This window comes from Xanthomonas sp. 1678 (genome assembly GCF_031455575.1).
Lineage (GTDB): Bacteria > Pseudomonadota > Gammaproteobacteria > Xanthomonadales > Xanthomonadaceae > Xanthomonas_A.
In genome coordinates this window covers 565,762-591,863 of the sequence record NZ_JAVDSZ010000002.1, presented here as the reverse complement: position 1 = coordinate 591,863, position 26,102 = coordinate 565,762, and the positions used below count along the sequence as shown (strand labels likewise).

Below are 26,102 nucleotides of genomic sequence, written 5' to 3'. Positions count from 1 at the left end.
GATTGGGGATTGGGCATTGGGGATTCGTCTCCTGCCCTGCCCGCCGGCCGCTTTTTCACGAATCCCGAATTCCCAATCCCGAATCCCGAGCTTCCAATGTCCGAAAGCAAACGCCTAGCCGCCGAGAAAGCCGTCGAATACGTCGAGGACGGCATGATCGTCGGCGTCGGCACCGGCTCCACCGTGGCCTACTTCATCGACGCGCTCGGCCGCATCGGCCACCGCATCAAGGGCGCGGTCTCCAGCTCCGAGCAGAGCACCGCGCGCCTGCGCCAGCACGGCATCGAGGTGCTGGAGCTGAACCACACCGGCAACCTGTCGCTGTACGTGGACGGCGCCGACGAGTGCGACCCGAACCGCTGCCTGATCAAGGGCGGCGGCGCCGCGCTGACCCGCGAGAAGATCATCGCCGAGGCCAGCGAGCGCTTCGTCTGCATCATCGACCCGAGCAAGCAGGTCCAGACGCTGGGCGCGTTCCCGCTGCCGATCGAAGTGATCCCGATGGCGCGCAGCCTGGTCGCGCGCGAGATCCTGGCGCGCACCGGCGGCCAGCCGGTGTGGCGCGACGGCGTGGTCACCGACAACGGCAACGTGGTGCTCGACGTGCACCACCTGCAGATCACCGACCCGGTGGCGCTGGAGCGCGAACTGAACCAGATCCCCGGCGTGGTCTGCGTCGGCCTGTTCGCGCGCCGCCCGGCCGACGTGGTGATCGTCGGCGGCGAACCGCCGCGCGTCCTGTAGGACGCGCGCGGGATTGGGGATTCGTAAAGGCCAGAATCTCTTCCCGGCCTCCGGATCCGCTGTTGCGAATCCCCAATCCCGAATCCCCAATCCCGGCCCTATTGACTCGCCAAGCACCATGCAACAAGGTGCGCGCTGATCCCACCTTCCCGGCAACGCCATGTCCCTGTTCCGCGCCCTGTCCGTCCTCGTCCTGCTGACCCTCAGCGGCTGCGCCAGCGCCGGCGGCACCTGGGTGGAACTGGCCGGGCACCGTTACCAGGTCGAGCTGGCCCAGGACGATGCGACCCGCGCGCGCGGGCTGATGTTCCGCGAGCAGATGGACGCCGACCACGGCATGCTGTTCATCCACGACCGCGAGGAGCCGCAGGCGTACTGGATGAAGAACACCAAGATCGCGCTGGACATCCTCTACTTCGACAACCAGCGCAAGCTGGTGGCGCAGCAGCGCGACGTGCCGCCGTGCTCGGCCGGCAACGCCTGCCCGCCCTATCCGAGCAACGCGCCGGCGCGTTACGTGCTGGAACTCAACGCCGGCCAGGCCGCGCAGATCAAGCTGCAGAACGGCGCCGAACTGAGCTTCGGCCCCGGCATCCCCAAGGCGCGCTGAACCGCGCCGGCGTGGGGAAAAGCGCCACCGTCGTGGCGCTGAACCCGACACCGCTGTCGGGAACTTCCGGACTTGATCGCGCCGCACTTTGCGGCCAGTCTTGGTCCATGGTGGACCGACTGACATTGCCGAGCTGGAATACCCTGGCCGCGCTGGACGACGACGCGCTGCCACTGATGGCCACCGCGCTGCTGATCGCCCGCGACGAGTATCCGGAGCTGGATGCCGAGCACTACGACACCCTGGCGCAGAACCACGCCGAGCACCTGCGCCACGAGGTGGCGATGATCGAACCGTGGCCGCTGAAGATGGCCGCGATCAATCGCCACCTGTTCGAAGAACTCGGCTACAGCGGCAACCACGACGAGTACTACGACCCGCGCAACAGCTACATGAACCAGGTGTTCGAGCGCCGCCTGGGCAATCCGATCTCGCTGGCGCTGGTGCAGATGGAAGTGGCGCGGCGGCTGGACATCCCGCTCGACGGCGTGTCCTTCCCCGGGCACTTCCTGGTGCGCCTGCCGGTGGACGACGGCCTGCTGGTGATGGATCCGTTCAACGGCGGCCGCCCGCTGGCGGTGGAGGAACTGCGCGAACGCGCCCGTCCGCACCTGGGCGGCGAGACCCCGGACGACCGCGCGCTGCTGCAGATCCTCGACCCGGCACCGCACCGCGCGATCCTGACCCGGGTGCTGCGCAACCTGCACGGCGTCTACGCCGAACGCGACGAATGGGACCGCGCCGCGCGCAGCGCCGACCGCGTGCTCAAGCTGATGCCCGACCAGCCCGAAGCCCTGCGCGACCGCGGCCTGGCCTACCTGCAGATGGACTACGTCCCCGGCGCGCGCCGCGACCTGGGCCGCTACCTGCAACTGAACCCGGAAGCCAACGACGCGCTGCCGATCCGCGAACGCCTGGTGGAACTGAGCGCGCGGGCGCAGCGGATGCATTGAGGGCTGGGATTGGGGAGTCGGGATTGGGGATTCGCTAAAGCGGCCTCAGCGGTTACCCGGCGATTTGCTTCGCCTGTAGGAGTGGCTTTAGCTCCGGCGCATGCCAATGAATCAGGTCGGAGTTGAACCGCATCCCACAGGATGCGGCGAATCTGCAGCCATCGCCGAACCGGCTTTTGCGAATCCCCAATCCCGACTCCCCAATCCCGGCCTTCAATCCATCTCCACCATCTCGAAATCGTCCTTGGTCACGCCGCAATCCGGGCAGGTCCAGGTATCGGGCACGTCTTCCCAGCGGGTGCCGGGGGCGATGCCTTCTTCCGGCAAGCCGTCGATTTCCTTGTAGATGAAGCCGCAGACGACGCACATCCAGGCGCGGTAGGTGGTGGCAGTGACGTCGCTCATCGGATAATCGCGGATCTGCAGGCTGGGGCGGAGCGGCATTGTCCCACCCTCGCCTGCGCACCGGAAGGCTCCTCCATGAATGCATCACCGCCGCCCCGTGGCATCTACCTGATCACGCCCGACGACGCCGACGGCGAACGCCTGCTGGCGCGCGTGGCGCCGCTGCTCGGCCACGGCCCGACCTGGCTGCAGTACCGCAACAAGCGTGCCGACGCGGCGCAGCGCCTGGCCCAGGCGACGGCGCTGCAGGCGTTGTGCGCGCAGGCCGGGGTGCCGCTGATCGTCAACGACGACGTCGACCTGGCGCTGGCGGTGGGCGCGGCCGGCGTGCACCTGGGCCAGGACGACGGCGACCTGGCCGCTGCGCGCGCGCGGCTGGGCCGCGATGCGCTGATCGGCGCATCGTGCTACGCGGACCTGGCGCTGGCCCGGGCCGCGGTCGCCGCCGGCGCCAGCTATGTCGCCTTCGGCGCGTTCTTCCCCAGCCTCAGCAAGGCCACCACCGCGCGGGCCACGCCGGCGCTGCTGACCGCCGCCGCGGACCTGGGCGTGCCGCGCGTGGCCATCGGCGGCTTGACCCCGGACAACTGCGGCCCGGCGATCGCCGCCGGCGCCGACCTGCTCGCGGTCATCAGCGGCGTCTGTTCGGCGCCCGACCCGCTCGCCGCGCTGCGGGCGTATCGCGCGTGCTTTGCGGACCTGCGCTAGCCGGTGTCCACGGAGGGCGGTGCCTGAAGGCGCGGCGACCTCATGCCATCGGTCCGGGCGCGCATCTGCCACGCACGGTGGGCGCACTCCTCGCGCCGGATCCGCGCCCGCTGCGCCGGCGGCCCTGCCGGTTCACTTCAGTTCGGCGATCGCGGCCGGGTCGGCCTGCGCCTGCACCCGCTCGAGCAGCCGCAGCAGGTTGCCGCCCCAGATGTTGGCGATCTGCCGTTCGCTGTAGCCGGCCTGCAGCAGGCGCTCGGTGATGCGCGGCAGTTGCGAGACGTCCTCCAGCCCGGCCACGCCGCCGCCGCCGTCCCAGTCCGCGCCCAGGCCGACATGGTCGGGACCGGCGACCTCGAGGATGTGCAGGATGTGCTTCATGTAGTCGTCGAAGGTGGCGCGCGCGACGCCGTACTTGGCGTCCAGCGCCTTGCGCTTGGCCATCACCTCGCGGTACTGCGCGGGCTTGATCGCCTGGCGCCCGCCGTAGCCGGCGAACAGCGCGCGCAGTTCCTCGCCATAGGCCGGATCGCGGTTGCCCGGGATCAGGTAGCCGGACAGCGAATTGACCTGGATCACGCCGCCCTTGGCGGCCAGCTTGCGGATGCGTGCGTCGTCGATGTTGCGCGGATGCGCATTGAGCTCGCCTGACGCGGTGTGCGACAGGATGATGGGGGCGGTGGACAGTTCCAGCAGCTGGTCGAACACCGCGTCGGAGGCGTGCGACTGGTCGAGCACGATGCCCAGGCGGTTGGCCTGCGCCACCAGCGCCCTGCCCTTCGGGCTGAGCCCGTGCCACTGCGGCCCCTTGCTGTCGGTAGAGGAATCGGCGAAGTCGTTGTTGCTGGTATGCACCAGCCCGAGCATGCGCACGCCGAGCCGGTAGTAGGCGCTCAGCAGCGTTGGATCGGCGGCCAGCGGCGAGGCGTTCTCGATACTGATGTAGACCGAGCGCCTGCCGGCGGCCTTGATCCTGGCCGCATCCCCGGGCGCGGTGGCCAGTTCGAATTTGTCCGGGTGGGCGGCGACCATCTCGCGGATCTGCGCCAGGCGCTGCAGGCCGAAGTCGCGCGCCTGGCGGTTGCCCGCATCGCTGCGTTCGCCCTGCGCGGTGTAGATCACCCAGAAGCCGCCGTCCAGGCCGCCTTCGAGCATGCGCGGATAGTCGACCTGGGTGCCGTCTTCGTCGTAGTGGTGGTGGTCGAGGATGTTCCAGCCGGGGCGCGCGAGATTGGCCGGCGTATCCAGGTGCGTGTCCAGTACCGGGAAGCGCGCATGCAGCGCACGCGCGCGCGACAGCCCGTCGGCGGCCGGCAGGTCGCCGCAGCAGCAGGCCAGGCACAACAGCAACAGCAAAGGACGGAGTTTGGGCATCGGGTATCCGTTCGTACGCAGCGCGGGCATCGGCGGTCCGCGCCGGTGCCTTCGCCAGGGGGAAAAGGGTCCGGCCCGCCGCGCGGCGGGCCGGTGCGTGGATCAGAAGTCGTAGCTGAGCGTGACCCGGCCCGAGCGCGGCGCTTGATACGCCACCACCTGGTCCCACAGCGGGTTCGTGCTGTTGTCGGGAAGCTGCGAGAACGGATAGATGTTGGTCGCGGTCTGCTCGTTGGTCACGTTGAACACGTCCAATCGCAACGCCAGCTTGCCGCTGGCGAACGCAGGCTTGTAGGTCACGCCCAGGTCGAGCTGGGCGATCCAGCCCAGGCGCCCCTGCGAGCCCGGAGGCGACGGTTCGCCGGTGCCGGTTTCGGCGTTGTAGCAGAAGTGGTAAGGACCACCGGTGATCGCGCTGCCGCCATATCCGGCCGGGTCCCTGCCGGGGTAGTTGTCGCCGTAGTAGTTGCCCAGGCAGTTGCGCGGCGCGCCCGAGACCAGGCTGAAATTGGCCGATGCGCCCCACTGCGGCGTGAACTGGTAGAAACCCAGCAGCTTCAGCTGATGGCGGTGATCGTTGGATTGATCGCCGTTGAAGTGCTCCATCAACGCCGCATGGTCCCAGCTCTGCGTGGTGGAGACCGAGGCCTGGCCCTGGTAGCTGCCCAGCGCGCCGCCGGTGCGCCACAGGTCCGAGCGCACCTGGCCTTCGGTGGTGCCGTAGCTGTGCGACCACACGTAGTTGGCCTTCGCATACCACTTGCCGTCGAACGGACGCTCCAGATTGAATTCAAGCGCCGAGTAGTTGCGCTTGAACTCCGGGAAACCCGCCGCCTGGCGGCTCACCGACACCTCATGGAACTGCCCGTCGGTGCCGATCACGCCCCAGGTGTTGGTCTGCCCGGGATTGATCAGCGCCGCGCCGGAGACTTTCGACCAGTCGATGGTGACGCCCTGCGCGGCGGCGGCCTCGATCAGCGCGGTGTTGGAGACGTCGTAGTTCTGGTCGTCGATGCCGGCGTTCAGGCGGCGATGGGTGCCGCGGAACCCGAACACCCAGCCGCTCTCCAACTGCTTGGTGAAGCCCAGGATGATCTCGTCCTGGTTCTCGCCCTCGATGTCCTTGGCCACCGCCGTGCGCACGTCGGCGACGCGGCCGAAGCGCGAGTTGGCCGACACCGCAGAGCCCAGCTGCTGGGCGAGGACCGGCGTGCCATCGGCATTAACGCCGCTGTAGGTGAAGTAGGTGTCGGTGTTGATCGCCGGCGTGAACAACCCGACCGGCGACAAAGGCAGGCCCAGATAGTAGCGGCCGACGCTGCCGAACACCTTCAGGCTGGAATCGCCGTTGACGTCCCAGCTGAAACCCAGCCGCGGCGCCCAGGCGTCGTCGACATCGATGTAGGCGGCGCCGAACGGGGTGTAGTTGGTGAACTCGTCCTTGCGCAGCCCGAGGCTGAGCAGCAGGTTGTCGGTGACCTGCCATTTGTCTTCGATGTAGTACGCGCGCTGCTTGGCTTCGTAGGAATAGAGGCTGGTGTTGACGGTACGGATGACGTAATAGCCCTGCGCGCCGTAGACCGGATCCACCAGGCCCGGACTCGGCGCGCCGACGCCGCCGGCCTCGTTCGCCGACTGGCTCACCAGACCGCCGGTCTGCAGGCCGAGCGGATCGCTGGTCTGGCCGTACGTCCACGAATAGCCGGGGCCTGACAGGATTGACCCCACGTCCGTGCCCTTGGACTTCTGGTTGTCGATGCCGAAGTTGAGCGTGTGCTTGCCCACGCGCCATTCCAGGTTCAGCCGCTGGTTGTCCTTCTCGTATTCGCGGTCCGGCGAACTCACCGAGGTGACCAGCTGCCGGCCGACGATCGGCGCGCCGCCGACGTAGGCAGGGTTCTGCAGCGCCGCGCTGATGATCACCGGCCCGTTGCCGGCGTCGTAGTTGTAGGGGATCAGCTCGTCCGGGGTCTTCATCTTGCCGTACAGCGCGGTCAGGGTGATGTTGTCGCCGAAGTAGCCGGTGTATTTTCCGGAGAACAGCGTCGGCCCGGTCTTCCACGTGGACTCGTCGGTGAGGTAGCTGCCGCGCTCGCGATTGACGTAGTCGTAGCGGTAGATGGAACCTTGGGTTTCGGCTTCGTCGCTGGCGCCGGTCACCTCCAGCAGGTGGTTGTCGGTGATGTACCAGTCCAGCTTGGCGTACCAGCGCTTCTGTTCGTAGTCGTAGTCGGTCAGGCCGCCGGTGCGGCCGTTGTCCGAATCGCGATTGGAGACCGTGCGTACGCCGTCGGAATCCACCTTCTCCGCGGCCAGGAAGAAGAACAGCTTGTCCTGGACGATGGGGCCGCCGATGTAGGCGCTGTACGTGGCCTGGCTGGCTTCGGCCTCGCTCTGCGGCTGGTACAGGCCGTTGGCCGAGCGTGCGTACCGGTAGGCGGCGTTGTTCACGCTGCTGCCCTGGCTGTCGGGGCGCCAGTACAGATCGCGCTGATTGGCCTTGAGGCCGTTCGGCTCCCAGATCACCGCCGCGCCGAACTTCCATTCGTTGCTGCCGCGCTTGCCGATCTGGTTGATCACCCCGCCGTTGGAGCGGCCGTACTGCGCGCCGTAGCCGCCGGTGAAGATTTCCTGCTGATCGATGGCGCCATACGGCAGGGTCAGCCCGCCCAGGCTGTTGCTGGCGGTGGTGGTGTTGAAGCCGTTGAGATAATAGGCGTTCTCGCTGGCCGCCGATCCGCCGAAGCTGGGCAGCGAGCCGCCGAGCGGGCCGTTGTCGAAGCCGCCGCTGTTGACGACCACGCCAGGCGCCAACAGCGCGATGGCTTCGGCGGTGCGTCCCAACGGCAGCTGCTGCAGTTGCTCGGCGGTGATCACGGTGCGCGTGTCCACGCTGCTCACGTCGATGGGCGACAACCCCGACGCGTTCACGGTCACGCCTTCCAGGGTCTGCACACCGGCCGCAGAGAACGACACATCGGTGCTCGCGCCGACAGTGATGCTGACGTTCTCGCGGGTCTGCACCACCGCACCGTCGCGTTTGACCGTCACCTTGTAGGTGCCCAGCGGCAGGTTGCCGGCCTGATAGCGGCCACGCGCGTCCACCGGCACCTCGCGACTGAACCCGCTGTTGTTCTCCACCAGCACGGTCTGGTTGGCGCCTTCGGCGACGCTGCCGGCAATGCTGCCGGTGGTGGACTGTGCAAAGGCGCCGCCGACGGCGGCGGTCAGCGCGAGCGCCAAGGCGCTCTTGCGGATCAATCGATTCATGCTCTCTCCCCAAAGATGTGAAAGTCGTTGACGGCCCAACGAGACCCAGCGCGACGCCGGGCGGCGATCCGTCCGGGCACTCTGGAAAAAACCTGCCCGATGCATGGCCGATGCCGATTGGCGATCGGGTCGTGCGTCCCCTGGCCGCTTCGATACTAGGCAGCCCATCACGTCGCGGACCCACCCGCGACGGGTAGGTGCGCAGCCGGCGGGTAGGCGACATGGCACGTGCAGGCGGGAGCCGCGACAATAGGCGGCATCGCTCCGCGCCCGGCCCACTCGGCTAGGCCAGCATCGCCAAGGATTTTTCGCCCATGAACCATTCCCGCTCGCACGCCCTCTTCAGCCAGGCGCAGTCGCTGATCCCCGGCGGCGTCAATTCGCCGGTCCGCGCCTTCAAGTCGGTGGGCGGCGAACCGTTCTTCGTGCAGCGTGCCGACGGCCCCTACCTGTACGACGTGGACGGCAACCGCTACATCGACTACGTCGGCTCGTGGGGCCCGATGATCGCCGGGCACAACCACCCGGCGGTGCGCGAGGCGGTGCAGCGCGCGATCGGCGACGGCCTGTCGTTCGGCGCGCCCTGCGCGGCCGAGGTGACGATGGCCGAAACCATCACCCGGCTGGTGCCCTCGTGCGAGATGGTGCGCATGGTCAACTCCGGCACCGAGGCCACGCTGTCGGCGGTGCGCCTGGCGCGCGGCGCCACCGGACGCAGCCGCATCGTCAAGTTCGAGGGCTGCTACCACGGCCACGGCGACTCGTTCCTGGTCAAGGCCGGCAGCGGCATGCTGACCCTAGGCGTGCCGACCTCGCCGGGCGTACCAGCGGGCCTGAGCGAGCTGACCGCCACGCTGAGCTACAACGACGTCGAGGGTGCCACCGCACTGTTCGACGAGATCGGCGGCGAGATCGCCGCGGTGATCATCGAGCCGGTGGTCGGCAACGCCAACTGCATCCCGCCGCGCGCAGGCTACCTGCAGCACCTGCGCGACCTGTGCACGCGCCACGGTGCGCTGCTGATCTTCGACGAGGTGATGACCGGTTTCCGGGTGGCGCTGGGCGGCGCGCAGGCGCACTACGGCGTGGTCCCGGACCTGACCACCTTCGGCAAGATCATCGGCGGCGGCATGCCGGTCGGCGCCTACGGCGGCCGCGCCGACCTGATGCGGCAGATCGCCCCTTCCGGGCCGATCTACCAGGCCGGCACGCTCAGCGGCAACCCGGTGGCGATGGCCGCCGGCCTGGCGATGCTGGAACTGGTGCAGGCGCCGGGCTTCCACCAACGCTTGGACGCGGCCACCGCCGCGCTGTGCGCCGGGCTGGAGCAGGCCGCCGCGGCCGCCGGCGTGGCGGTCACCACCAACCAGGTCGGGGCGATGTTCGGCCTGTTCTTCACGACCGAGAAGGTGGAGACCTACGCCCAGGCCACCGCCTGCGACACCGCCGCATTCAACCGCTTCTTCCACGCCATGCTCGCGCGCGGCGTGTTCCTGGCGCCGTCGGCGTACGAGGCCGGCTTCCTGTCCAGCGCCCACGACGAGGCCGTGATCGAAGCGACGTTGGCCGCGGCGCGCGAGGCATTCGCCGTGGCCGCCGCCGGCTGAGCGAAAACCGAGCACCCGGTCGCGACTTTGCTTTTGTCGCGGCCGTGTCATAAGTTCGACATTCAAGGCCAACGGACGGCGTCAGGGCGGGGGCCCGTGGAATCACGCGGCACGCGAGCTTTCCGCGCTCTGCGCGGCAGGCCGGCACGTGTCCGGTTCCGTACCGTCACCCGAACCGCCAGAGGGCGCAAGGGCGACAGCTGCAGACACTTCCTGGCGACATGCTCAAGCCTGTCACGCTGTTGAATCCGCGTTCCTCGCCAGCCGGGCACGACAGCCCTGCCGTGCCCGACTGGGTGCTGGCCGACAAACTGGCGCCGCCGCGCTCGCGCGTGGCGGCGGTGGCGCGCGAAGCGTTGCTGCAGCGCCTGGACCGCGCCGCCGAACTGCCGCTGACCCTGCTGCTGGCGCCGCCCGGCTTCGGCAAGACCACCTTGCTCGGGCAATGGCACCAGCGCCTGCGCGAACGCGGCGACGCCGCAGTGGCCTGGCTGTCGCTGGACGAGGACGATGCCGATCCCGGACGCTTCCTCGCCTACCTGGCGCTGGCCGCGCGCGGCGCCGGCGTCGAACTGGGCGCGCCGCTGCAGGCCGCGCTGCAGCAGCAGGGCCAGGACCTGGACGTGGCCGCCACCCTGCCCGGCCTGATCCGCGCGATCCGCGCCGCGCCGCGCCGCCTGCTGGTCATCCTCGACGACTACGACCGCGGCCATGCCGCCGCGCTCGACGACGCGGTGACACGGCTGGTCGAACATGCCGGCGGCCAGTTGCACCTGCTGCTGGCGACGCGGCGCGCGCCGGCGCTGCCGCTGGCGCGCTGGGCACTGCAGGGCCAATTGGAACGCATCGGTGCGCGCGAACTGGCGCTGGACGAAGCCGAGACATTGGCGCTGCTGGGACCGCACGTGCCGGCCGCGACCGCCCGCCAGTTGCGTCGGCAGACCGAAGGCTGGGCGGTCGCGCTGCAACTGGCCGGGCTATGGCTGGGCGGCGACGAACAACGCCGCGACGACCTCGGCCGCTTCTCCGGGCGCACCGCCGAGCTGGCGGCCTATCTGGCCGAACAGGTGCTCAACGACCTGGACCCGGCGTTGCGCGCGTTCCTGCTGCAACTCTCGCCGCTGGAACGGTTCAACGCCGTGCTCGCCGACGCGGTGCGCGAGCGCGACGACAGCGGCCGCCTGCTGGAGCGGCTGGCGCACTTCCAGGGCCTGCTGGTGGCGCTGGACGGCGAGCACGAATGGTTCCGCTTCCATCCGCTGTTCGCCGATTACCTGTATCAGCAGTTGGAGCGCGACACGCCGGGACTGGCGCCGCAGCTGCACCGGCGCGCCGCACGCTGGTTCGATGCGCACGGACAGTTGCCCGAAGCGGTACGGCATGCGGTGCGCGGCGGTGCGATCGACAGCGCCGCCGACTGCATCGCCCGCGCCGGCACCTGGCAGCTGCTGCTGCGCCACGGCACCGCGTCGGTGCGCGCGCTGCTGCGCCGGTTCCCGCGCAGCAGCATCGGCGAACGGCCGGCGCTGAACCTGACCCAGGCCTACCTGCACATGAAGCTGGGCGAATTCGCGCATGCGCAGACCCTGCTGGAACGCTTCCGCGATTTTCCCGAGCCGGTGCGCGCGCCGTTCGAGCGCGACTACACGGTGGTGGTGGCGCTGCTGCGCGATCTGCTCGACCAGGTCTGCGCCAACCCGCGCGGACAGGCGCAGATCGCCGCGCAGGCGGCGGCGCTGGACGAGGACGACCATCTGGGCCGCGGCACCCTGTGGTGCATCTGCGCCACCACCGCGCTGGGCCGCGCCGATTTCGCCGCCGCCGAACGCTATGCGCAGCTGGCCGGCACCGCGATGCAGGCCAGCGGCAGCGAGGTCGGCGCCAGCTATGCGCTGATCCATCTGGCGCAGAGCCACTACTACCGCGGCCAACTGGAGCGGGCCGAGGCCATCTGCCGCCAGGCGCTGGCCATCGCCCAGCGCCAGCAACAGCTCGACCCCACCCTGCAGGCGGTGGGCCAATGCCTGCTGGCGCAACTGCAATGCGAGCACGGCCGTTACGACGACGCCGCCGACTGCCTGCAACCGGCGCTGGGCTTCCTCGAGCAGCACGACGGCTGGCTGGACGTGTACGCCGCCGGCTACGAGACCGCGCTGGTGCTGGCGCGGCAGCACGACCGCAGCGGCCGCGCCGCGCTGGACCTGCTCGACCACATCGACCGTATCGCGCATGCGCGGCACCTGGGCCGGCTCGCCGACCTGGCGCTGGCCTGGCGGCTGCACGTGCTGCTCGACCAGCCGCCCTCGGCGGCGATCGACGTGCTGGTCGCGCGCGCCGGCGGCGAGGCGCGTTTCGCGCACGCGCTGAGCCAGCCGCAGGATTGGCGTTTCCTGGCCGCGCTCGGCTTCGCCCTGGCCCGCTGGCATCGTCTGGGCGGCCGCACCCGCGCCGCGCTGGCGGTGCTGCAGGGCGTGGAGGCGGCATGCGTGGCCGCCGACAACCGCGTGCATCTGGCGCGCGCGCGTGCGCGCATCGCGCTGGTACTCCACGACCGCGGCGAGTCCGCCGCGGCCCTGCCCTACCTGCGCCACACGCTGCAGCACGTCGCCAGCACCCAGGCCTGGCAATGCCTGCTGGAACTGGGCGTGCCGGGCAAGGCGCTGCTGCGCATGGCACGCCAGCAGGATCCGCAAGCGGCGCCGAACACGACCCTGGCCATGACCATCCAGACCCTGCTCGACAAGCTGCGCCACGGCCAGGACAGCGCTGCCGAGCTGTTCAGCGAACGCGAACTGGAAGTGCTGGCGCTGCTGGCGCAGGGCGCCGCGAACAAGCAGATCGCGCGACGCCTGGCGTTGTCGGAGAACACGGTCAAGTTCCACCTGAAGAACCTGTACCGCAAGCTGGAAGCCGGCACCCGCGAAGCCGCGCTGGCCAGCGCGCTGCAACGCGGCCTGCTGCAGCGCATGGCACCGCCGGATGCCGCGCTGGACTGAGCGCGATCTCGCAATCGCGAGAGTGGTCGCTATTTTGTGGGAGCGACTTCAGTCGCGACAGGCGTTACCGGGAAAGCCCGTCGCGACTGAAGTCGCTCCCACAGGTTGAGTCGGCGCTGACGCAGGCCGAAGCCTGCGCCGCCATCATGTTCGAAAGGCGCTGCAGATCGCTGATCGCAACCTGCAGCGCAACTGCGGCCGCTCAGCCGAACACGAACTTGCCCTTCATCATCGCCCAGTGCCCGGGGAACGAGCAGAAGAACGTGTAGTCGCCGCCCTTGCTCAACTTGGCGGTGGAGAACTTGACCGTGTCCGACTGCCCGGCGCCGATCACCTTGGTATGCGCGATGATCCGCGCATCGCCCTTGGGCAGGTAGTTGTCGGCCAGGCTGGAGCTGGTGCCGGCATTGGCCACCGCCTGGAAGTCCGCGGTCTTGGTCAGCACCCAGTTGTGGCCCATCACCGCGGCGGCGAGCTTGCCGCTGTGCTTGAGCGTCAACGCCACTTCGGTGCAGTCGGCGGCGACCTTGATCTGGGTCTGGTCGAAGGACATCTGGTCGGTGCCGGTGATGGTCACCGCGCAGGTCTTGGCCCAGGCCGCCGGCGCGAACGCGAGCGCGGCAAGGACCAACAGGGGAGACAGGAACTTCGCTTTCAAGACGGACTCCTTGGACAGTGGGAACGGCAAGCGCGAGCAACCTCGCCACCGATGCGACGCGCGTGCAGCGACGTCGCCAAGACTGTCTGCCTTTGCACAAATGTTTGTCAACGACGATCGCTCGTGCACTGCAGCATCGGCGCAGCGGGCAGTGTCGTCCTTTCCTAGGCGGATCCCGCCGCGCTCGCGCATACGGAGCACGCGCGCAGCGCGCAATCCCGCGCAGGAGCGGTCACGTGGATGGGGTCCGCCCGAATGCAGGACACGTTTTAAGCGCTGCGGAAGAATGCGTGCAATGGATCGTACAGCGCCATCCTCGGCGCCGGCACCGGCAACGGCCCGCGCTTGCCGGCCGCCACCTGCGCGAACGCGTGCTTGAACCGCGCCATCTCCGGCGCGGTGCCGATGGTGATGCGCGAGCGGTTCGGCCACAACGCCCAGCTGCGGCCGACGAACACGCCATGGGTCGCCATCGCATCCATGAACTCCTTCGCCGGGCGTTTCACGTCGACCATGAAGCAGTTGCTTTCCGAGGCGGTACACGCATGGCCCTGCGCGCCGAGCCAGCGCACCACGTCGTTGCGGATGGCGCTGTTGAGCGCACGCCGCTGCGGCACCAGCGCCGGATCGCGCAGGCTGGCCAGGCCGGCGGCGACCGCGGTCACCGGCAGGCTGTTGACGCTGTAGAACTTCAGCTTGGCCAGCAAGTCCGGCCGCGCCACCGCATAGCCCAGGCGGATCCCGGCCATGCCGTAGAGCTTGGAGAAGGTGCGCAGCACGATCACATCGTCGCCGGTGGCGACGCGATCGACCATGCTGCTGGCGCTGTCGGAGAAATGCAGGTACGCCTCGTCCACCACCAGCACGCTGCCCTTGGGCTTGTGCGCCAGCGCGTAGTCCAGGTCCTTGCGCGCCGTCACCGAACCGGTGGGATTGTTCGGGTTGCAGATGTAGATCACCCCGGCGTTGGCGTCGGCGGCGCACATCGCCTGCACGTCGTGCGCGTCGTCCTTGCGCAGCGGCACCTTGATCACCTTGGCGCCGTTGCGCGCAGCGGCGCGCCAGCCGGATTCGAAGGTAGGGTCGGCGGTGACCAGCGACGCGCTGGGCGAGGTGAACGCCAGCATGGCGTAGTCCAGCGGCTCGGTGGAGCCGGCATAGGCCATCAGGTGATCGATGCCGACGCCGAGCTGGTCGGCGAGGGTCTGCAGCAATTCCAGTTGCAGCTCGCCCAGGTAGCGTCCGCCGCTGGACGCGATCGCGGCGATCGCGCGCTGCGCGGCCGGCGACGGCCCGCCGGGATATTCGTTGGCGTTGATCAGCACCGGCGCCAGCTCGGCGCCGGCCGCCTGCGCCGCGCCGGGCGCGGCCTGCGCCAGCCACGGCGCGCCGAAGCCGGCCGCGGCGACGAGCGCCGATTCCTTGAGAAACGTGCGGCGCGAACGCGACGGTCGTTGCATGGCGGATTCCTCGAAAACATGGCGGAAAAGGGGATGCCAACGCGATTTGGACAAGCCGGCCTGGACGGCGAACCGATGCTGTCCACCCAGTTGCTCAGCCAGATCGGCGTGGCCACGCACGACCGCACGAGCACCGGACACGGCCACGCGGCCGGCCGCATTGCCCGACAGGCGCTACGGACGCACCGCGACGACTTCGATCTCGATGCGGTACAGCGGATTGCCCAGCGCGGCGATCTGGAACGCCGAGCGCGACGGCAGGTTGGGCTGCTCGGGAGTGCCGAAGAACTGCCGGTAGCCCTCCATGAAACCGGCGAAATCCATCTTCCCGTCCAGCGCCGGATCGCCGACCAGGAACGCCTGCATCTTGACCACGTCGCGCATGCCCAGGCCCATGCCTTCCAACTGCGTCTTGATCTGCGACAGCACGCTGATGGTCTGCGCCTTGGTGTCGCCGTAGGCGGCGGGCGAATCTTTCGGCGCGGCGGGGTCGATCGGCCGCGGCACCGCGCCGCTCAGATAGACCGTGGTCTTGCCGGCCGGAATCTCCACCGCCGCGGAAATCGGGAAGTCGCTGTTGGGGATCTTGTGGCGCACGATCTCGGCGGCGCCGGCCAGGGCGGGCAGCCACAGCGCGGCGCACAGGCCGGCACGGAGCGAGCGGGAAACGGACGAACGGCGCATGCGGAATTCCTCGCGATCGAAAAAGGGAATGGAGCGGTGACGGCTCAGTGCCGCAAGGTGCGCACCTCGTCGGCGCTGAGCTTGCCCGGATAATCGTTGCCGAACTCGCTGCGCACGTAGTGCACGACCTCGGCGACCTGCCGGTCGTTGAGCATGCCACCGAAACCGGGCATGCCGCCGCGGCCGTCGAGCACCATCATCGCCACATATGGCGCCGCGGCCACCTTGGGGTTGCCGGCCAGCGCCGGATATTCGCCGCCGCCGCGCGCGCCCTGTCCGCCCGGCATGTGGCAGCCCTGGCAGATCGCCGCGTACACGGTGGCGCCGGAGGCGGTGGCGAAGGTGGCCTGCGGATACAGCGGGGTGGCGTCGGAACTCTGCGCCGCGACCGGGCCGATCGCCGGCGGCAGCATCAGCGCCAGCACCCCGGCGGCGACCGCCGCAGCGAGCATCCAGTGACGGTCGAGCTTCATGCGTGGGCTCCGTTGACGGCACGGCGATGCAGGCGCTCGATCGCATCCAGCGCCGAGGTGATGGCTCCTTCCTGCCAGGCCGGAATGTACGAGGCGTGTTCACCGGCGAGGGCGATCCGGCCATCGATCTGGCACAGGTTCTCGTAGTGCTCGGCGCGCGCCGCGTCGCTCCACATGCCGAAGCAGCCGTGGGTGAACGGCACCCGGTGCCAGCCCACGGCGATGCCGTTGTCGAATTCGCGCGGATACTGCGGATGCAGTTGCGTGCCGTACTCCACCGCCTTGGCTACGCGTTGCTGCGGGGTCATCGAGGTGAACTCGAACGCCTCCAGTCCCCACACGTAGGCGCCGAGCAGCACGCCCTTGCCGGCGCTCTGGAAGCCGGTGCTCGGATAGCTGATCAGGGTGATCGGCAGGTCGGTGTAGCTGATGCCGCCGTAGATCGCCTCGTCCTCTTCCCAAAAGCGGCGCTTGAACTGCAGCCCCACCTTCACCGACGCCGCGTACGGCACCTGGCCGATCGCCGCGGCCATCTTCTCGCCCACCGCCAGCGGAATGCGGCTGAGGATCGACAGCGGGATCGTGCACACGCACCAATCGGCTTTCGCCAGCTGCTCGGCGCCGTTGCCGTCCTGGTAGGCGACGCTGACCCCGTGCGCGTCCTGGTCGATGCGGGTGACCCGCGCGTTGTAGCGGATCGCGTCGCCGAGCTCGCGCGCGAACGCCTTGCCGATCTGATCCATGCCGCCGACCGGCTGGAACATCGCGGTCTGCATCTCGTAGTTGTTGCCCGCCGCCAGCGTGGTCCACAGCCGCGAGCGCAGGATGTCCTGGGCGGTGAACGGTTCGGAAAATTCCGGTTTGCCGGACAGCCCGCCGCCGGGATATCGGGCGAAGCCGCGGCGCTCGCTGCTCTCGCGGCCCCTGACGTAGCCGAAGTCCTTGTCCAGCGCGCCCCAGTTGCGCAGCGACTCGAGCAGGATCTCCCGGTCCTCGCGCTGCACCTGCGCATCCAGCGCGCCCTGCCGGGTGCTCTTGGCCAGCAGTTCGGCCACGTGCCCCTTGTAGTCGGCGTCGATGTCGCGGAAGCGCTGCGGCTTGCCGCCGAATCCGGCGCGGCTGTGCAGCAACGCGTTGAAGTTGACCTGCACGAACGGTTCCAGCGCCACCCCGAACTGCTTGCAGTAGGACAACACCGCCTTGTGATGGTGCGGGATGCGCCACGGGCCGGGATTGAGGTACATGCCCTCGTCGAACCCGCACTGCTGCTCGAAGCCGCCCAACTCGGTGTAGCGATCGCCGCCGCGCAGCGTCCAGTTGCGACCGCCGGGACGCGCGTTGTACTCGAGCACCTGCACGCGATAGCCGGCCTTGCGCAGTTCGTAGGCCGCGGTCAGCCCAGCCAGGCCGGCGCCGAGCACCAGCACCGACGCGCCCTTGGCATCGCCGTCCAGCCGCGGCACGCCGCCGAAGCGCGATTCGGCGGCCAGGCCCAGGCTGTGCATCGCCTGGTACATCATCGCGCCGCCGCCGGCCAGGCCGATCCTGGCGAGCAATTGGCGGCGGGTCATGGCGCCCCTGGTGGTTGCTTGCATCGTCGACATCGCCTCACGGAGTGCGGATCGACCATAGCCGCCGCGACGGCGGCGCAGGCCGCGTGCGGCGGGTAGGTCGCGATGGAGCGGGTAGGAACGCGGACGGCGCGCCACTACGCGGGCGAGCACTCCGCTGGCGGACGTACCCTCACCCCAACCCCTCTCCCGGGGGAGAGGGGCTCGAACCGCTCAGAAGCGGTAGGTCAGCTTGGCGTAGTAGCGCGCGCCGAAGTAGCCGATCGGGCTGCCGGTCAGGTACGGCGAGTTGTAGTAGCTGAGGTAGTTCTTCTCGAGGTAGCCGTATGCCGCTGCCGGGACCTTGTCGGGGTATTTGTTGAACACGTTGTCGCCGCCGACGCTGACGGTCAGCTGCTCGTTGGGCCGGAACGTCAATTCGACGTTGGTCAGCGCCATCGTGCCGATCTTGTGCTTGTAGTACGGCGCGCCGTTGACGTCGACCACGTCGAGCTGGCTCAGCACGCTGTCGGGGAAGATGTCGCCGTTCCACTCGTCGTACGGCGCGATCAGCTGGTACTGCGGGCCATAGATCGCCTCGGTCACGCGCAGGCTGAACTTGCCCACATTGAACGTGGCGCCCAGGTTGACCCGGTACTTCGGCGCGTTGTTCTCCAGGTTGGTCAGGGTCGCGGCGCTGTACATCGTGGCGCCGCCGAGCACCTCGGGCGCTGGCTTGGCGCTGAGCACCTCGGTCTTGTTGTAGTTGGCGGCTAGTACCCAGTCGATCGAGCCCCAGTCGAACTCGGCGATGTAGTTGGTCACCCAGTCCACGCCGGTGCTGCGGGTCTTGAGCGCATTGTTGAAGATCGCCACCGAGATGTTCTGGCGTGCGGTGGCGTCGAGCGAACCGCCCGGCGCCGCCGGGTCGATACCGCCGAGGTAGCCGAAGTCGACCAGCGCCTGGCCCAGCGCGGCGTTGTAGGCGTCGTCGGGGGTGCCGTCGCCGTTGGTGTCGCCCGGCTGGCCGGCCTTGGAATACTCGAAGGTGCCGACGCCGATGCGGTCGGAGATGGTGATGCGGTAGAAGTCGAGCGTGCTGTCGAAGTTGGGCATCGGCCGGAACACGAGACCGAGGCTGTAGTTGGTGCTGGTCTCCGGCTTCAGGCTGCCGAAGCCCAACGCCGCCGCGGCCGCACTGTTGGGCTGCAGCGTCGGGGTGGCGCTGGTCGGGCCGACCTGCACCGCCGAGTAGTAGCCTTCCTGCAGGGTCGGCGCGCGGAAGCCGGTGCTGGCGGTGGCGCGCACCGCGAAGGTGTCGCTGAGGTCGAAACGCGTGGTCAGCTTGCCCACCGCCTTGCTGCCGAAGTCGCTGTAGTCCTCGTAGCGCCCGGCCACGTCGACCAGCCATCTCTCGGTCGGGTTGAACACCACGTCGGCGTACGCGGCGTAGCTGTGGCGGCTGTAGGAACCGGTGTTGAACAAGGGGTTGTAGCCGGGGAACGAGGACGCGCCGGCACCGTAGTACGAGGTCGGATCGCCCGGATCGATGCCGTACTGGTCGCGCCGGTACTCGACGCCGGCATTGAACGTGAGCGGCTGCGACAGCCCCACGTCGAAGTCGTGCGTGGCATTGAGGTTGGTGGTCCACTGGCTGGCCCAGAACGTGCCGTCGTAGAAGTCCTCGGGCGAGGCGCCGAACTCCTGCCACAGGCTGAAGTTCATCGAATTCAGCGTGTACACGTCCATCTTGTTCTTGCCGTAGCTGCTGGAGAAATCCCACGACCAGCCGGCCAGCACGCCCTTCAACCCGGCGCTCAGGTCGTAGTCGACTTCGTCGGAGGCTTCGGACGGATTGAAGCCCAGCGGATACTTGTGCGAGACCTCGCCGCTCGCCGGATCGACGTAGCCGCCGTCCTGGCTCGGACGGCGGTAGTTCTCCTCCGACTGCGCGGTCTTCTTGCCGAAGCTGCCGAAGGCATAGAACTCGAGGGCGTCGCTCAGCACCGCGCCGGAGTTGAAGAACAGCGTCTTGCGGTGCACTTCCGGCGGATTGAGCCAGGCGTTGACGTTGGGGAAGCGCCCGTTGAGGGTCATGCCCTGGACGTCGTCGGCCAGGAACTCGGCCATGTCCGGATTCACCGCCGAGCAGTCGGCGTAGTTGGCCACGCAGTCGGCGTAGCTGTACGAACCCAGCCGGTACACGGTCTTGCGGTTCTCGACCTCGGCGCTGAGGCTGAAATACGCATCGTCGTTGCCGAAACCGATGTTGGCGCCCCACGTATCGGTGCCGCCGCCGCCATCCTTGTAGCCGGCGTAGCCGGCATCCACCTCGCCACCCTCGTGGTTCTTCTTGAGGATGATGTTGATCACCCCGGCGATCGCATCCGAGCCGTACAGCGCGGCGGCGCCGTCGGTCAGCACCTCGACATGGTCGATCGCCGCGGCCGGGATGAACGACAGATCGGCCGAGGCCGCGCCGGTGGTGACGTTGACGTTGGACGTGATGTGGCGGCGCTTGCCGTTGACCAGCACCAGCGTGTGGTTGGGCGACAGGTTGCGCAGGCTGGCGGTGAGCGTCTGGCTGGCCATGTCGCTGCCGGTCTGGTTGGCGTTGTAGGACGGCACCTGGTTGGCGATGGCGTTGATCAGGTCCGGCGCGGCCGACTGCTTGAGCATCTCCGCACTCACCAGTTGGATCGGCGCCGGGCTGTCGGTCACCGCCATGTTGGTCTTGCGCGTGCCGGTCGAGATCACCGTGATCGCGTCCAGCGTCTTGGCCTCGCCGCCCGGCTCCTCCGCCAGCGCCGGCGCGCCGGCCAGCAGCAGCGTCAGTGTGGCCAGCCCGCGGCCGTGACGCGCATTGCACAGTCCCCTGCCCACCGATTCCGCCAGACGATCGGATTGCAAACGCTTGCTCATGTCCAAGACCCCCGTGATGACGTGGATGTGGCGTGGATGCGCACCGGCCCCCGGACCGGCGACGGCCGCGATCGCGGCGTGCAGGGACCATAGCCAGCGCGCAGCGCCGGGCGGCCGCATCCGACGGGTAGGTGCGCAGCGCCCGGGTGGGCAAGCGCCGGCCAGGGCCACGACGCGGGTAGCGGCATCCGTCGCCGCGGGTACTGCGTTAATCTCGGCCGCTGCCGCTACGGACCCCGCACATGCTTCAGCTCCGCCGCTCGTTCTCGCGCCACGCGCCATGGCCGTGCTGATCCAGCCGCGCCCGCAGCTGCTGCTGCTCGATTTCGACGGCGTACTGGCGGGCTACGCGCGCGCGGCGCGCATCGCGCATCTGGCCGACCACAGCGGCTGCGATCCGGCGCGGGTGCGGCAGGTGCTGTTCGCCTCCGGGTTGGAAACCGCCTACGACGGCGGCGACATCACCACGCCCGATTATCTGCAACGGCTCGGCGCGGGCCTGGGCGCGCACGTGAGCGAGGCCGACTGGATCGCCGCGCGCGTGGCCGGCAGCCGCGGCGACCCTGGCGTGATCGAACGCGTGCTGGCGCTGGCCGACAGGATCGACATCGGCGTGCTGACCAACAACGGCGCGCTGATGGCGCAGGCGATCCCACGGATCGTGCCGGCGCTGTTCCCATTGCTGCAGGGGCGCGTGCTGTGCAGCGGCGCACTCGGCGCACGCAAGCCGCAGGCCGAGGTCTACCGGCGCGCGCTAGCCCACTTCGGCATCGCAGCGCGGCACGCACTGTTCATCGACGACCTGTTCGTCAACGTGCGCGGCGCACGCGCGACCGGCATGGCCGCAGAAACCGCCAGCGGCGCCCGCGCCCTGCGCCGCGCACTGGCGCGGCACGGCTTGCCCTGACATACCGCGAGCAACCGGCAAATTCGCCGTCGCTGTCGCTTTGCTATCGCGTCTATTGCAGCGAACTGCGGCTGCCGTTGCTATTGCTGTTGCTGTTGCTGTTGCTGTTGCTGTTGCTATTGCTGTTGCTATTGCTGTTGCTATTGCTGTTGCTATTGCTATTGCTGTTGCTGTTGCTGTTGCTCAGGATTTTGATCTTGCCGTTCGGGGCCCCCTAGAGCGCGGCGAGGTGGACAGGTACAACCCCCGCAGGGGGCGCCACGCAGGATGCGTGGCGTTTTCCGCTGGCACATGGATGTGCCATCGGAAAATTCCTGTCCACCTCGCGCACCCGGAGCGCAGCGGAGGGCGCGCGTCGGGGTGTGCTTTCTTTTGGTTACTTTTCTTTGCACAAGCAAAGAAAAGTGACTCGCGCAACGCGCGAAAGCTCTGCCTTTGCTTTGCCGTTACGGCATCAAAATCCAGAACCAACCGATCGACTCAACGCTTGCCGACATAAGCCTGCAACGCCACCCGCAACCGCATCAACCCCTCGGCCATCTCCTGATCGGTGATGTTCAACGAAGGCACGAAGCGCAACACATCCGGCCCCGCCTGCAACGTCAACAACCCATGCGCCGCAGCGTGATCGAGAATCGCCCCGGCCTGCCCCGCATGCGCCTGATTCAACACCGCGCCCAGCATCAAGCCACGCCCGCGCACCTGCGAAAACAGCTTGAACTCCTCGTTGAGCGCAGCCAACCCCTGCCGCAGCGCCGCCGCCTGCCGCGACACATTCGCCGCGATCGGCGCCGACGCCAGCTTGCGCAGCGCCACCCGCGCCACCGCAGCCGCCAGCGGATTGCCGCCGAAGGTGCTGCCGTGCGCACCGAACTGCATGGTCTCGGCGACCTTCGGCCCGGCCAGCAGCGCACCGATCGGGAAACCGCCGCCCAGCGCCTTGGCCAGCGTCACGATGTCCGGCGTCACGTCGTCCTGCCAGTGCGCGAACAAGGTGCCGGTGCGGCCCATGCCGCACTGGATCTCGTCCAGCAGCAGCAGCGCACCGTGGTGGTCGCACAGCGCGCGCACCTGCGCCAGGAAACCCGGCGCGGCCGGCATCACCCCGCCCTCGCCCTGCACCGGCTCGATCATCACCGCGGCCACGTCGCCGGCGGCCATCGCCGTTTCCAGCTGCACGATGTCGTTGAAATCCACGTAGCGGAAACCGCCCGGCAGCGGCTCGTAGCCTTCCTGGTACTTCGGCTGCGCGGTGGCGGTGACCGCGGCCAGGGTGCGGCCGTGGAAGCTGCCGCGGAACGTGACGATGACCCGCCGGTCCGGCGCGCGGCCCTGGCTGGCCGCCCACTTGCGCACCAGCTTGATCGCCGCCTCGTTGGCCTCGCTGCCGGAGTTGCACAGGAACACCTTGCGCGCGAAGCGCGAGGCGGCGACCAGTTCCTCGGCCAGGCGCAGCGGCGGCTCGCTGTAGAACACGTTGCTGGTGTGCCACAGCTTGCCGGCCTGCTCGAGCAGCGCCGCGGTCAGGTCCGGATCGTTGTGGCCGAGCCCGCACACCGCGATGCCGGCGGACAGGTCGATGTAGTCGCGGCCTTCGCTGTCCCACACCTTGGCGCCCTGGCCACGCTCCAGCACCAGCTGGCGCGGGCGGTAGATCGGCAGATAGTAGTGCTGGCCAAGAGCGATCAGGTCCGCGGCGGAGGAAACGGTCATCGAAGGAACATCCTGCGGGAAAGCGTTCGATTATAAGACCGCCGGCGGCGCCTGCCGGGATCACCAGCTGCGGCCCGCCCGCCCGGGCTGGGCCGCAGCCCGGCACCCATCGCGGCGGAGCGCGAGCCGGTTCGCACGCCACCACGAAAACTCGACCGGCGCGGCGCCTTCCGGCCCGCCCGGCGCCGCGATTGCGATGCGGGGTCGGTTAGCATGAGGGCATGCGACTGTTCACCGATCCCCAGCTCGCCCCGGCGAGCGAGCACGGCTGGCGGCGACGCTGGTTCGACATCATCTATCGGCACGACACCCGGCCCTCGCGCAACTTCGACCTGCTGCTGGTCGCGGCGATCGTGGCCAGCGTCGCGGTGATCATGGCCGACAGCGTCCCGGCGCTGCACGCGCGCTACGCCCGCCCCATGTACGTGCTGGAATGGGGCTTCACCGCACTGTTCACCGCCGAATACGTGCTGCGCCTGGCCACGGTGAAGCGGCCGCTGCGCTATGCGCTGAGCTTCTGGGGCGTGATCGATCTGCTGTCGACCCTGCCCACCTACGTCTCGTTCCTGCTGCCTGGCGCGCAGACCCTGCTGGTGGTGCGCGTGCTGCGGGTGCTGCGGCTGTTCCGCATCCTCAAGCTGACCCGCTACGTCGAGGAAAGCAGCCTGCTGGTCGACGCGCTATGGCGCAGCCGGCGCAAGGTGTTCGTGTTCCTGTTCGCCGTGATCACCCTGGTGGTGATCTTCGGTGCGCTGATGTACGTGGTGGAAGGGCCGGCCAACGGCTTCACCAGCATCCCCACTGCGATGTACTGGGCGGTGGTGACGATGGCCACCGTCGGCTTCGGCGACATCGCCCCGCTCACGCCGCTGGGCCGCGCGATCACCTCGGTGCTGATCCTGATCGGCTACAGCATCATCGCCGTGCCCACCGGCATCTACACCGCCGAGCTCGCCAACAGCCTGCGCGACGCCGACCGCAATCGCGCGCCGGACCAGCGCAGCTGCGCGCACTGCGGCCTGCAAGGCCACGACCGCAGCGCCGGCTATTGCCGCAACTGCGGCCAATCGCTGCCCGACGCCGCGGCCTGAGGACTCACCACACGCCGGTGTTCGGCATCGACGCCCACGGTTCGGCCGGGGCCAGCGCCGCGCCCTTCTGCAGCAGTTCGATCGAGATCAGGTCCGGGCTGCGCACGAAGGCCATGCGCCCGTCGCGCGGCGGGCGGTTGATGACGATGCCCTGCGCCTGCAGGTGCGCGCACGTCGCGTAGATGTCGTCGACCTCGAACGCCAGGTGGCCGAAGTTGCGCGCGCTGCCGTAGTCCTCGTCCGAGCCCCAGTTGTAGGTCAGTTCGACTTCGGCTTCCGGGTTCTCCGGCGCGCCGAAGTACACCAGGGTGAACTTGCCGGCTTCATTGTCGATGCGGCGGGTCTCGTGCAGGCCCAGGCCTTCGGTGAAGAACTTGCTGGTCTTCTCCAGGTCGTGGACGCGGATCATGGCGTGCAGGTATTTCATGGCGACAACTCCAGTGAGTGGGGGAAACGGCAGGATCGGCAGACGCTACGGCAGGGATCCCGCACAAGCGCATAGGGTAGCGCCCGCGGCGTGCAGGCGCGGGCATGCGCGGCGAGCGGCAGGCGCGGCTGGTATGCATGGCAGCGCTCGACGTCAGCCTCTCCAGGGCTTTTTCCAACCATCTGCGCACGCAGTTCCTGCCGGAGAACACGGTGGCCTCAGATCATCCAGCGCGGCGAAAGAATGCGGAGCCTCCAGGCTGCGGATGGGATCGGTCGGGGCTGAAGCCCCTCCTACAGGGGACCGGTCAGCTCGCCCCGAGGACCGCGGAGGTGAATCCGAACGACCCGGCCGTCGTCGCAATGAGCAGTCGCCACGAACGCATCGGTGAACCTACCGGCGGCGCACTCCAAGGTTGAACCCCCTCCTGCAGACAGATGCGCCAGCACGCCGCGCATCGCCACCGCACGGCTCCTGCCTGGTCCATGCCGTCTTGCCGCCCCGGCGCATGCCGGCGCAATCAATCCAGGAACAGGTCCGGCAGCAATGGCTGCGACGGATCCAGCGCATAAGCGGACAGGTCGGTCACCCCGGCCGCGGCCAGCACCTCGTCGTCGATCAGGAACTGGCCATGGAACCCCGCCGCCGGCCGGGTCAGCAGCGCATACGCCGCGTCGGCCATGATCTCCGGACGGCGCCCGTTGCCTGCGCTGACGCCCGGGATCATGTTCAGCGCCTCGGTGGCGATCAGCGTGCGCGGCCACAGCGCATTGACCGCCACGCCCTGCGGCCCGAATTCGCCGGCCAGGCCCAGGGTCACGAAGCTCATGCCCATCTTGGCCAGCGTGTAGCCGGCGTGCGGCGCCCACCATTTCGGATCCAGCGACGGCGGCGGCGCCAGGGTCAGGATGTGCGGATTGGCGCTGCGCAACAGATGCGGCAGGCAGGCCTGCGCGCACAGGAAACTGCCGCGCGCATTGACCTGCTGCATCAGGTCGAAGCGCTTCATCGGCGTGTCCAGCGCGCCGCGCAGCCAGATCGCGCTGGCGTTGTTGACCAGGATGTCGATGCCGCCGAACGCCTCGACCGTGGCCGCCACCGCCGCGCGCACCTGCTCCTCCTCGCGGATGTCGCACTTCAGCGCCAGGCCGCGCCCACCGGCCGCCTCGACCGCCGCCGCCGCGCTGTGGATGGTGCCGGGCAGCTTCGGATTGGGCACCGCCGACTTGGCCGCGATCGCCACGTTGGCGCCATCGCGCGCCGCACGCAGCGCGATCGCCAGGCCGATGCCGCGCGAGGCGCCGGTGATGAACAGGGTTTTGCCTTGCAACGTCATGGGATTGGGGATTCGGGATTGGAGATTCGTCGCAGCTTAGCGCTTGTGGCCTGGGGCAACCCAGACAACCAAACGCCTACCAATCCCGAATCCCCAATCCCAAGCCCTCAGGAGGTTCGGAAACTCCCCAACTCAAGACCCTGCTGCCCTGCCAGGAAAATCCGCAGCCACAGCCACGCGCCGTTACCAATCCCGAATCCCAAATCCCCAATCC

20 protein-coding genes are annotated in these 26,102 nt (G+C 68.7%); 8 read left to right on the top strand and 12 right to left on the bottom strand.

Going from position 1 to position 26,102, the window contains the following annotated elements; genetic code table 11:
* Positions 1-96: 96 nt before the first annotated feature.
* From rpiA to J2Y70_RS05595, 3 genes are all read left to right on the top strand, one after another.
* Positions 97-744 carry a ribose-5-phosphate isomerase RpiA gene (rpiA, locus tag J2Y70_RS05605; RefSeq protein WP_263395607.1) on the top strand — a complete coding sequence of 216 codons (648 nt, stop codon included), beginning with the start codon at positions 97-99 and terminating at the stop codon, positions 742-744.
* Positions 745-904: 160 nt separating this feature from the next.
* Positions 905-1,354, top strand: coding sequence for a DUF192 domain-containing protein (locus J2Y70_RS05600; protein ID WP_309914368.1), 450 nt, complete (start codon positions 905-907; stop codon positions 1,352-1,354).
* A gap of 107 nt (positions 1,355-1,461) precedes the next feature.
* Positions 1,462-2,307: a SirB1 family protein gene (locus J2Y70_RS05595; protein WP_263395609.1), complete on the top strand. Its 846-nt coding sequence runs from the start codon at positions 1,462-1,464 to the stop codon at positions 2,305-2,307.
* A 213-nt stretch (positions 2,308-2,520) separates the two neighbouring features.
* Here the strand turns inward: J2Y70_RS05595 and J2Y70_RS05590 are convergent, their stop codons facing one another.
* Positions 2,521-2,712 carry a rubredoxin gene (locus J2Y70_RS05590; RefSeq protein WP_309914364.1) on the bottom strand — a complete coding sequence of 64 codons (192 nt, stop codon included), beginning with the start codon at positions 2,710-2,712 and terminating at the stop codon, positions 2,521-2,523.
* Between the two features lie 75 nt (positions 2,713-2,787).
* On the opposite strand from J2Y70_RS05590, the gene thiE reads away from it, so the two are divergent.
* The gene (gene thiE / locus J2Y70_RS05585) at positions 2,788-3,420 is read left to right on the top strand and encodes a thiamine phosphate synthase (protein ID WP_309914361.1); all 633 of its coding nucleotides are present in this window, start codon (positions 2,788-2,790) and stop codon (positions 3,418-3,420) included.
* Positions 3,421-3,552: 132 nt separating this feature from the next.
* Here the strand turns inward: thiE and J2Y70_RS05580 are convergent, their stop codons facing one another.
* A complete protein-coding gene (locus tag J2Y70_RS05580) occupies positions 3,553-4,794 on the bottom strand; it encodes a dipeptidase (protein ID WP_309914357.1) in 1,242 nt (413 codons plus the stop codon).
* Between the two features lie 102 nt (positions 4,795-4,896).
* A complete protein-coding gene (locus J2Y70_RS05575; protein WP_309914355.1) occupies positions 4,897-8,064 on the bottom strand; it encodes a TonB-dependent receptor in 3,168 nt (1,055 codons plus the stop codon).
* Between the two features lie 314 nt (positions 8,065-8,378).
* On the opposite strand from J2Y70_RS05575, the gene hemL reads away from it, so the two are divergent.
* On the top strand, positions 8,379-9,671 hold the full coding sequence (hemL, locus tag J2Y70_RS05570; RefSeq protein WP_309914352.1) for a glutamate-1-semialdehyde 2,1-aminomutase: 1,293 nt from the start codon (positions 8,379-8,381) through the stop codon (positions 9,669-9,671).
* Between the two features lie 221 nt (positions 9,672-9,892).
* The gene (locus J2Y70_RS05565; RefSeq protein ID WP_309914350.1) at positions 9,893-12,667 is read left to right on the top strand and encodes a LuxR C-terminal-related transcriptional regulator; all 2,775 of its coding nucleotides are present in this window, start codon (positions 9,893-9,895) and stop codon (positions 12,665-12,667) included.
* A 202-nt stretch (positions 12,668-12,869) separates the two neighbouring features.
* Here the strand turns inward: J2Y70_RS05565 and azu are convergent, their stop codons facing one another.
* The 6 genes from azu to J2Y70_RS05535 form a co-directional block, all read right to left on the bottom strand.
* The gene (azu, locus tag J2Y70_RS05560; protein WP_286038028.1) at positions 12,870-13,310 is read right to left on the bottom strand and encodes an azurin; all 441 of its coding nucleotides are present in this window, start codon (positions 13,308-13,310) and stop codon (positions 12,870-12,872) included.
* Positions 13,311-13,594: 284 nt separating this feature from the next.
* Positions 13,595-14,785: a pyridoxal phosphate-dependent aminotransferase gene (locus J2Y70_RS05555; RefSeq protein ID WP_309914347.1), complete on the bottom strand. Its 1,191-nt coding sequence runs from the start codon at positions 14,783-14,785 to the stop codon at positions 13,595-13,597.
* 174 nt (positions 14,786-14,959) lie between these two features.
* Positions 14,960-15,469, bottom strand: a complete 510-nt coding sequence (locus tag J2Y70_RS05550) for a RidA family protein (RefSeq protein ID WP_263395617.1) — start codon at positions 15,467-15,469, stop codon at positions 14,960-14,962.
* A gap of 44 nt (positions 15,470-15,513) precedes the next feature.
* On the bottom strand, positions 15,514-15,942 hold the full coding sequence (locus J2Y70_RS05545; RefSeq protein WP_263395618.1) for a cytochrome c: 429 nt from the start codon (positions 15,940-15,942) through the stop codon (positions 15,514-15,516).
* On the bottom strand, positions 15,939-17,513 hold the full coding sequence (locus tag J2Y70_RS05540; RefSeq protein ID WP_309914341.1) for an NAD(P)/FAD-dependent oxidoreductase: 1,575 nt from the start codon (positions 17,511-17,513) through the stop codon (positions 15,939-15,941). The genes J2Y70_RS05545 and J2Y70_RS05540 overlap by 4 nt, the downstream gene beginning before the upstream one ends.
* 213 nt (positions 17,514-17,726) lie before the next feature.
* Positions 17,727-20,414, bottom strand: coding sequence for a TonB-dependent receptor (locus J2Y70_RS05535; RefSeq protein WP_309914338.1), 2,688 nt, complete (start codon positions 20,412-20,414; stop codon positions 17,727-17,729).
* 280 nt (positions 20,415-20,694) lie between these two features.
* On the opposite strand from J2Y70_RS05535, the gene J2Y70_RS05530 reads away from it, so the two are divergent.
* Positions 20,695-21,321, top strand: a complete 627-nt coding sequence (locus tag J2Y70_RS05530; protein WP_309914335.1) for an HAD-IA family hydrolase — start codon at positions 20,695-20,697, stop codon at positions 21,319-21,321.
* Positions 21,322-21,801: 480 nt separating this feature from the next.
* Here J2Y70_RS05530 and J2Y70_RS05525 read toward each other — a convergent pair whose 3' ends face one another.
* Complete coding sequence (locus J2Y70_RS05525; RefSeq protein ID WP_309914334.1) at positions 21,802-23,034, bottom strand: acetylornithine transaminase; 1,233 nt, start codon at positions 23,032-23,034, stop codon at positions 21,802-21,804.
* A 221-nt stretch (positions 23,035-23,255) separates the two neighbouring features.
* Between J2Y70_RS05525 and J2Y70_RS05520 the strand changes: the two genes are divergently transcribed.
* On the top strand, positions 23,256-24,125 hold the full coding sequence (locus J2Y70_RS05520) for an ion transporter (RefSeq protein WP_309914331.1): 870 nt from the start codon (positions 23,256-23,258) through the stop codon (positions 24,123-24,125).
* 4 nt (positions 24,126-24,129) lie between these two features.
* Here the strand turns inward: J2Y70_RS05520 and J2Y70_RS05515 are convergent, their stop codons facing one another.
* Positions 24,130-24,552 (bottom strand): VOC family protein, encoded by a 423-nt coding sequence (locus J2Y70_RS05515; RefSeq protein ID WP_263395624.1) that lies wholly within the window; start codon positions 24,550-24,552, stop codon positions 24,130-24,132.
* Positions 24,553-25,072: 520 nt separating this feature from the next.
* On the bottom strand, positions 25,073-25,888 hold the full coding sequence (locus J2Y70_RS05510) for an NAD(P)-dependent oxidoreductase (RefSeq protein WP_309914325.1): 816 nt from the start codon (positions 25,886-25,888) through the stop codon (positions 25,073-25,075).
* Positions 25,889-26,102 lie beyond the last annotated feature (214 nt).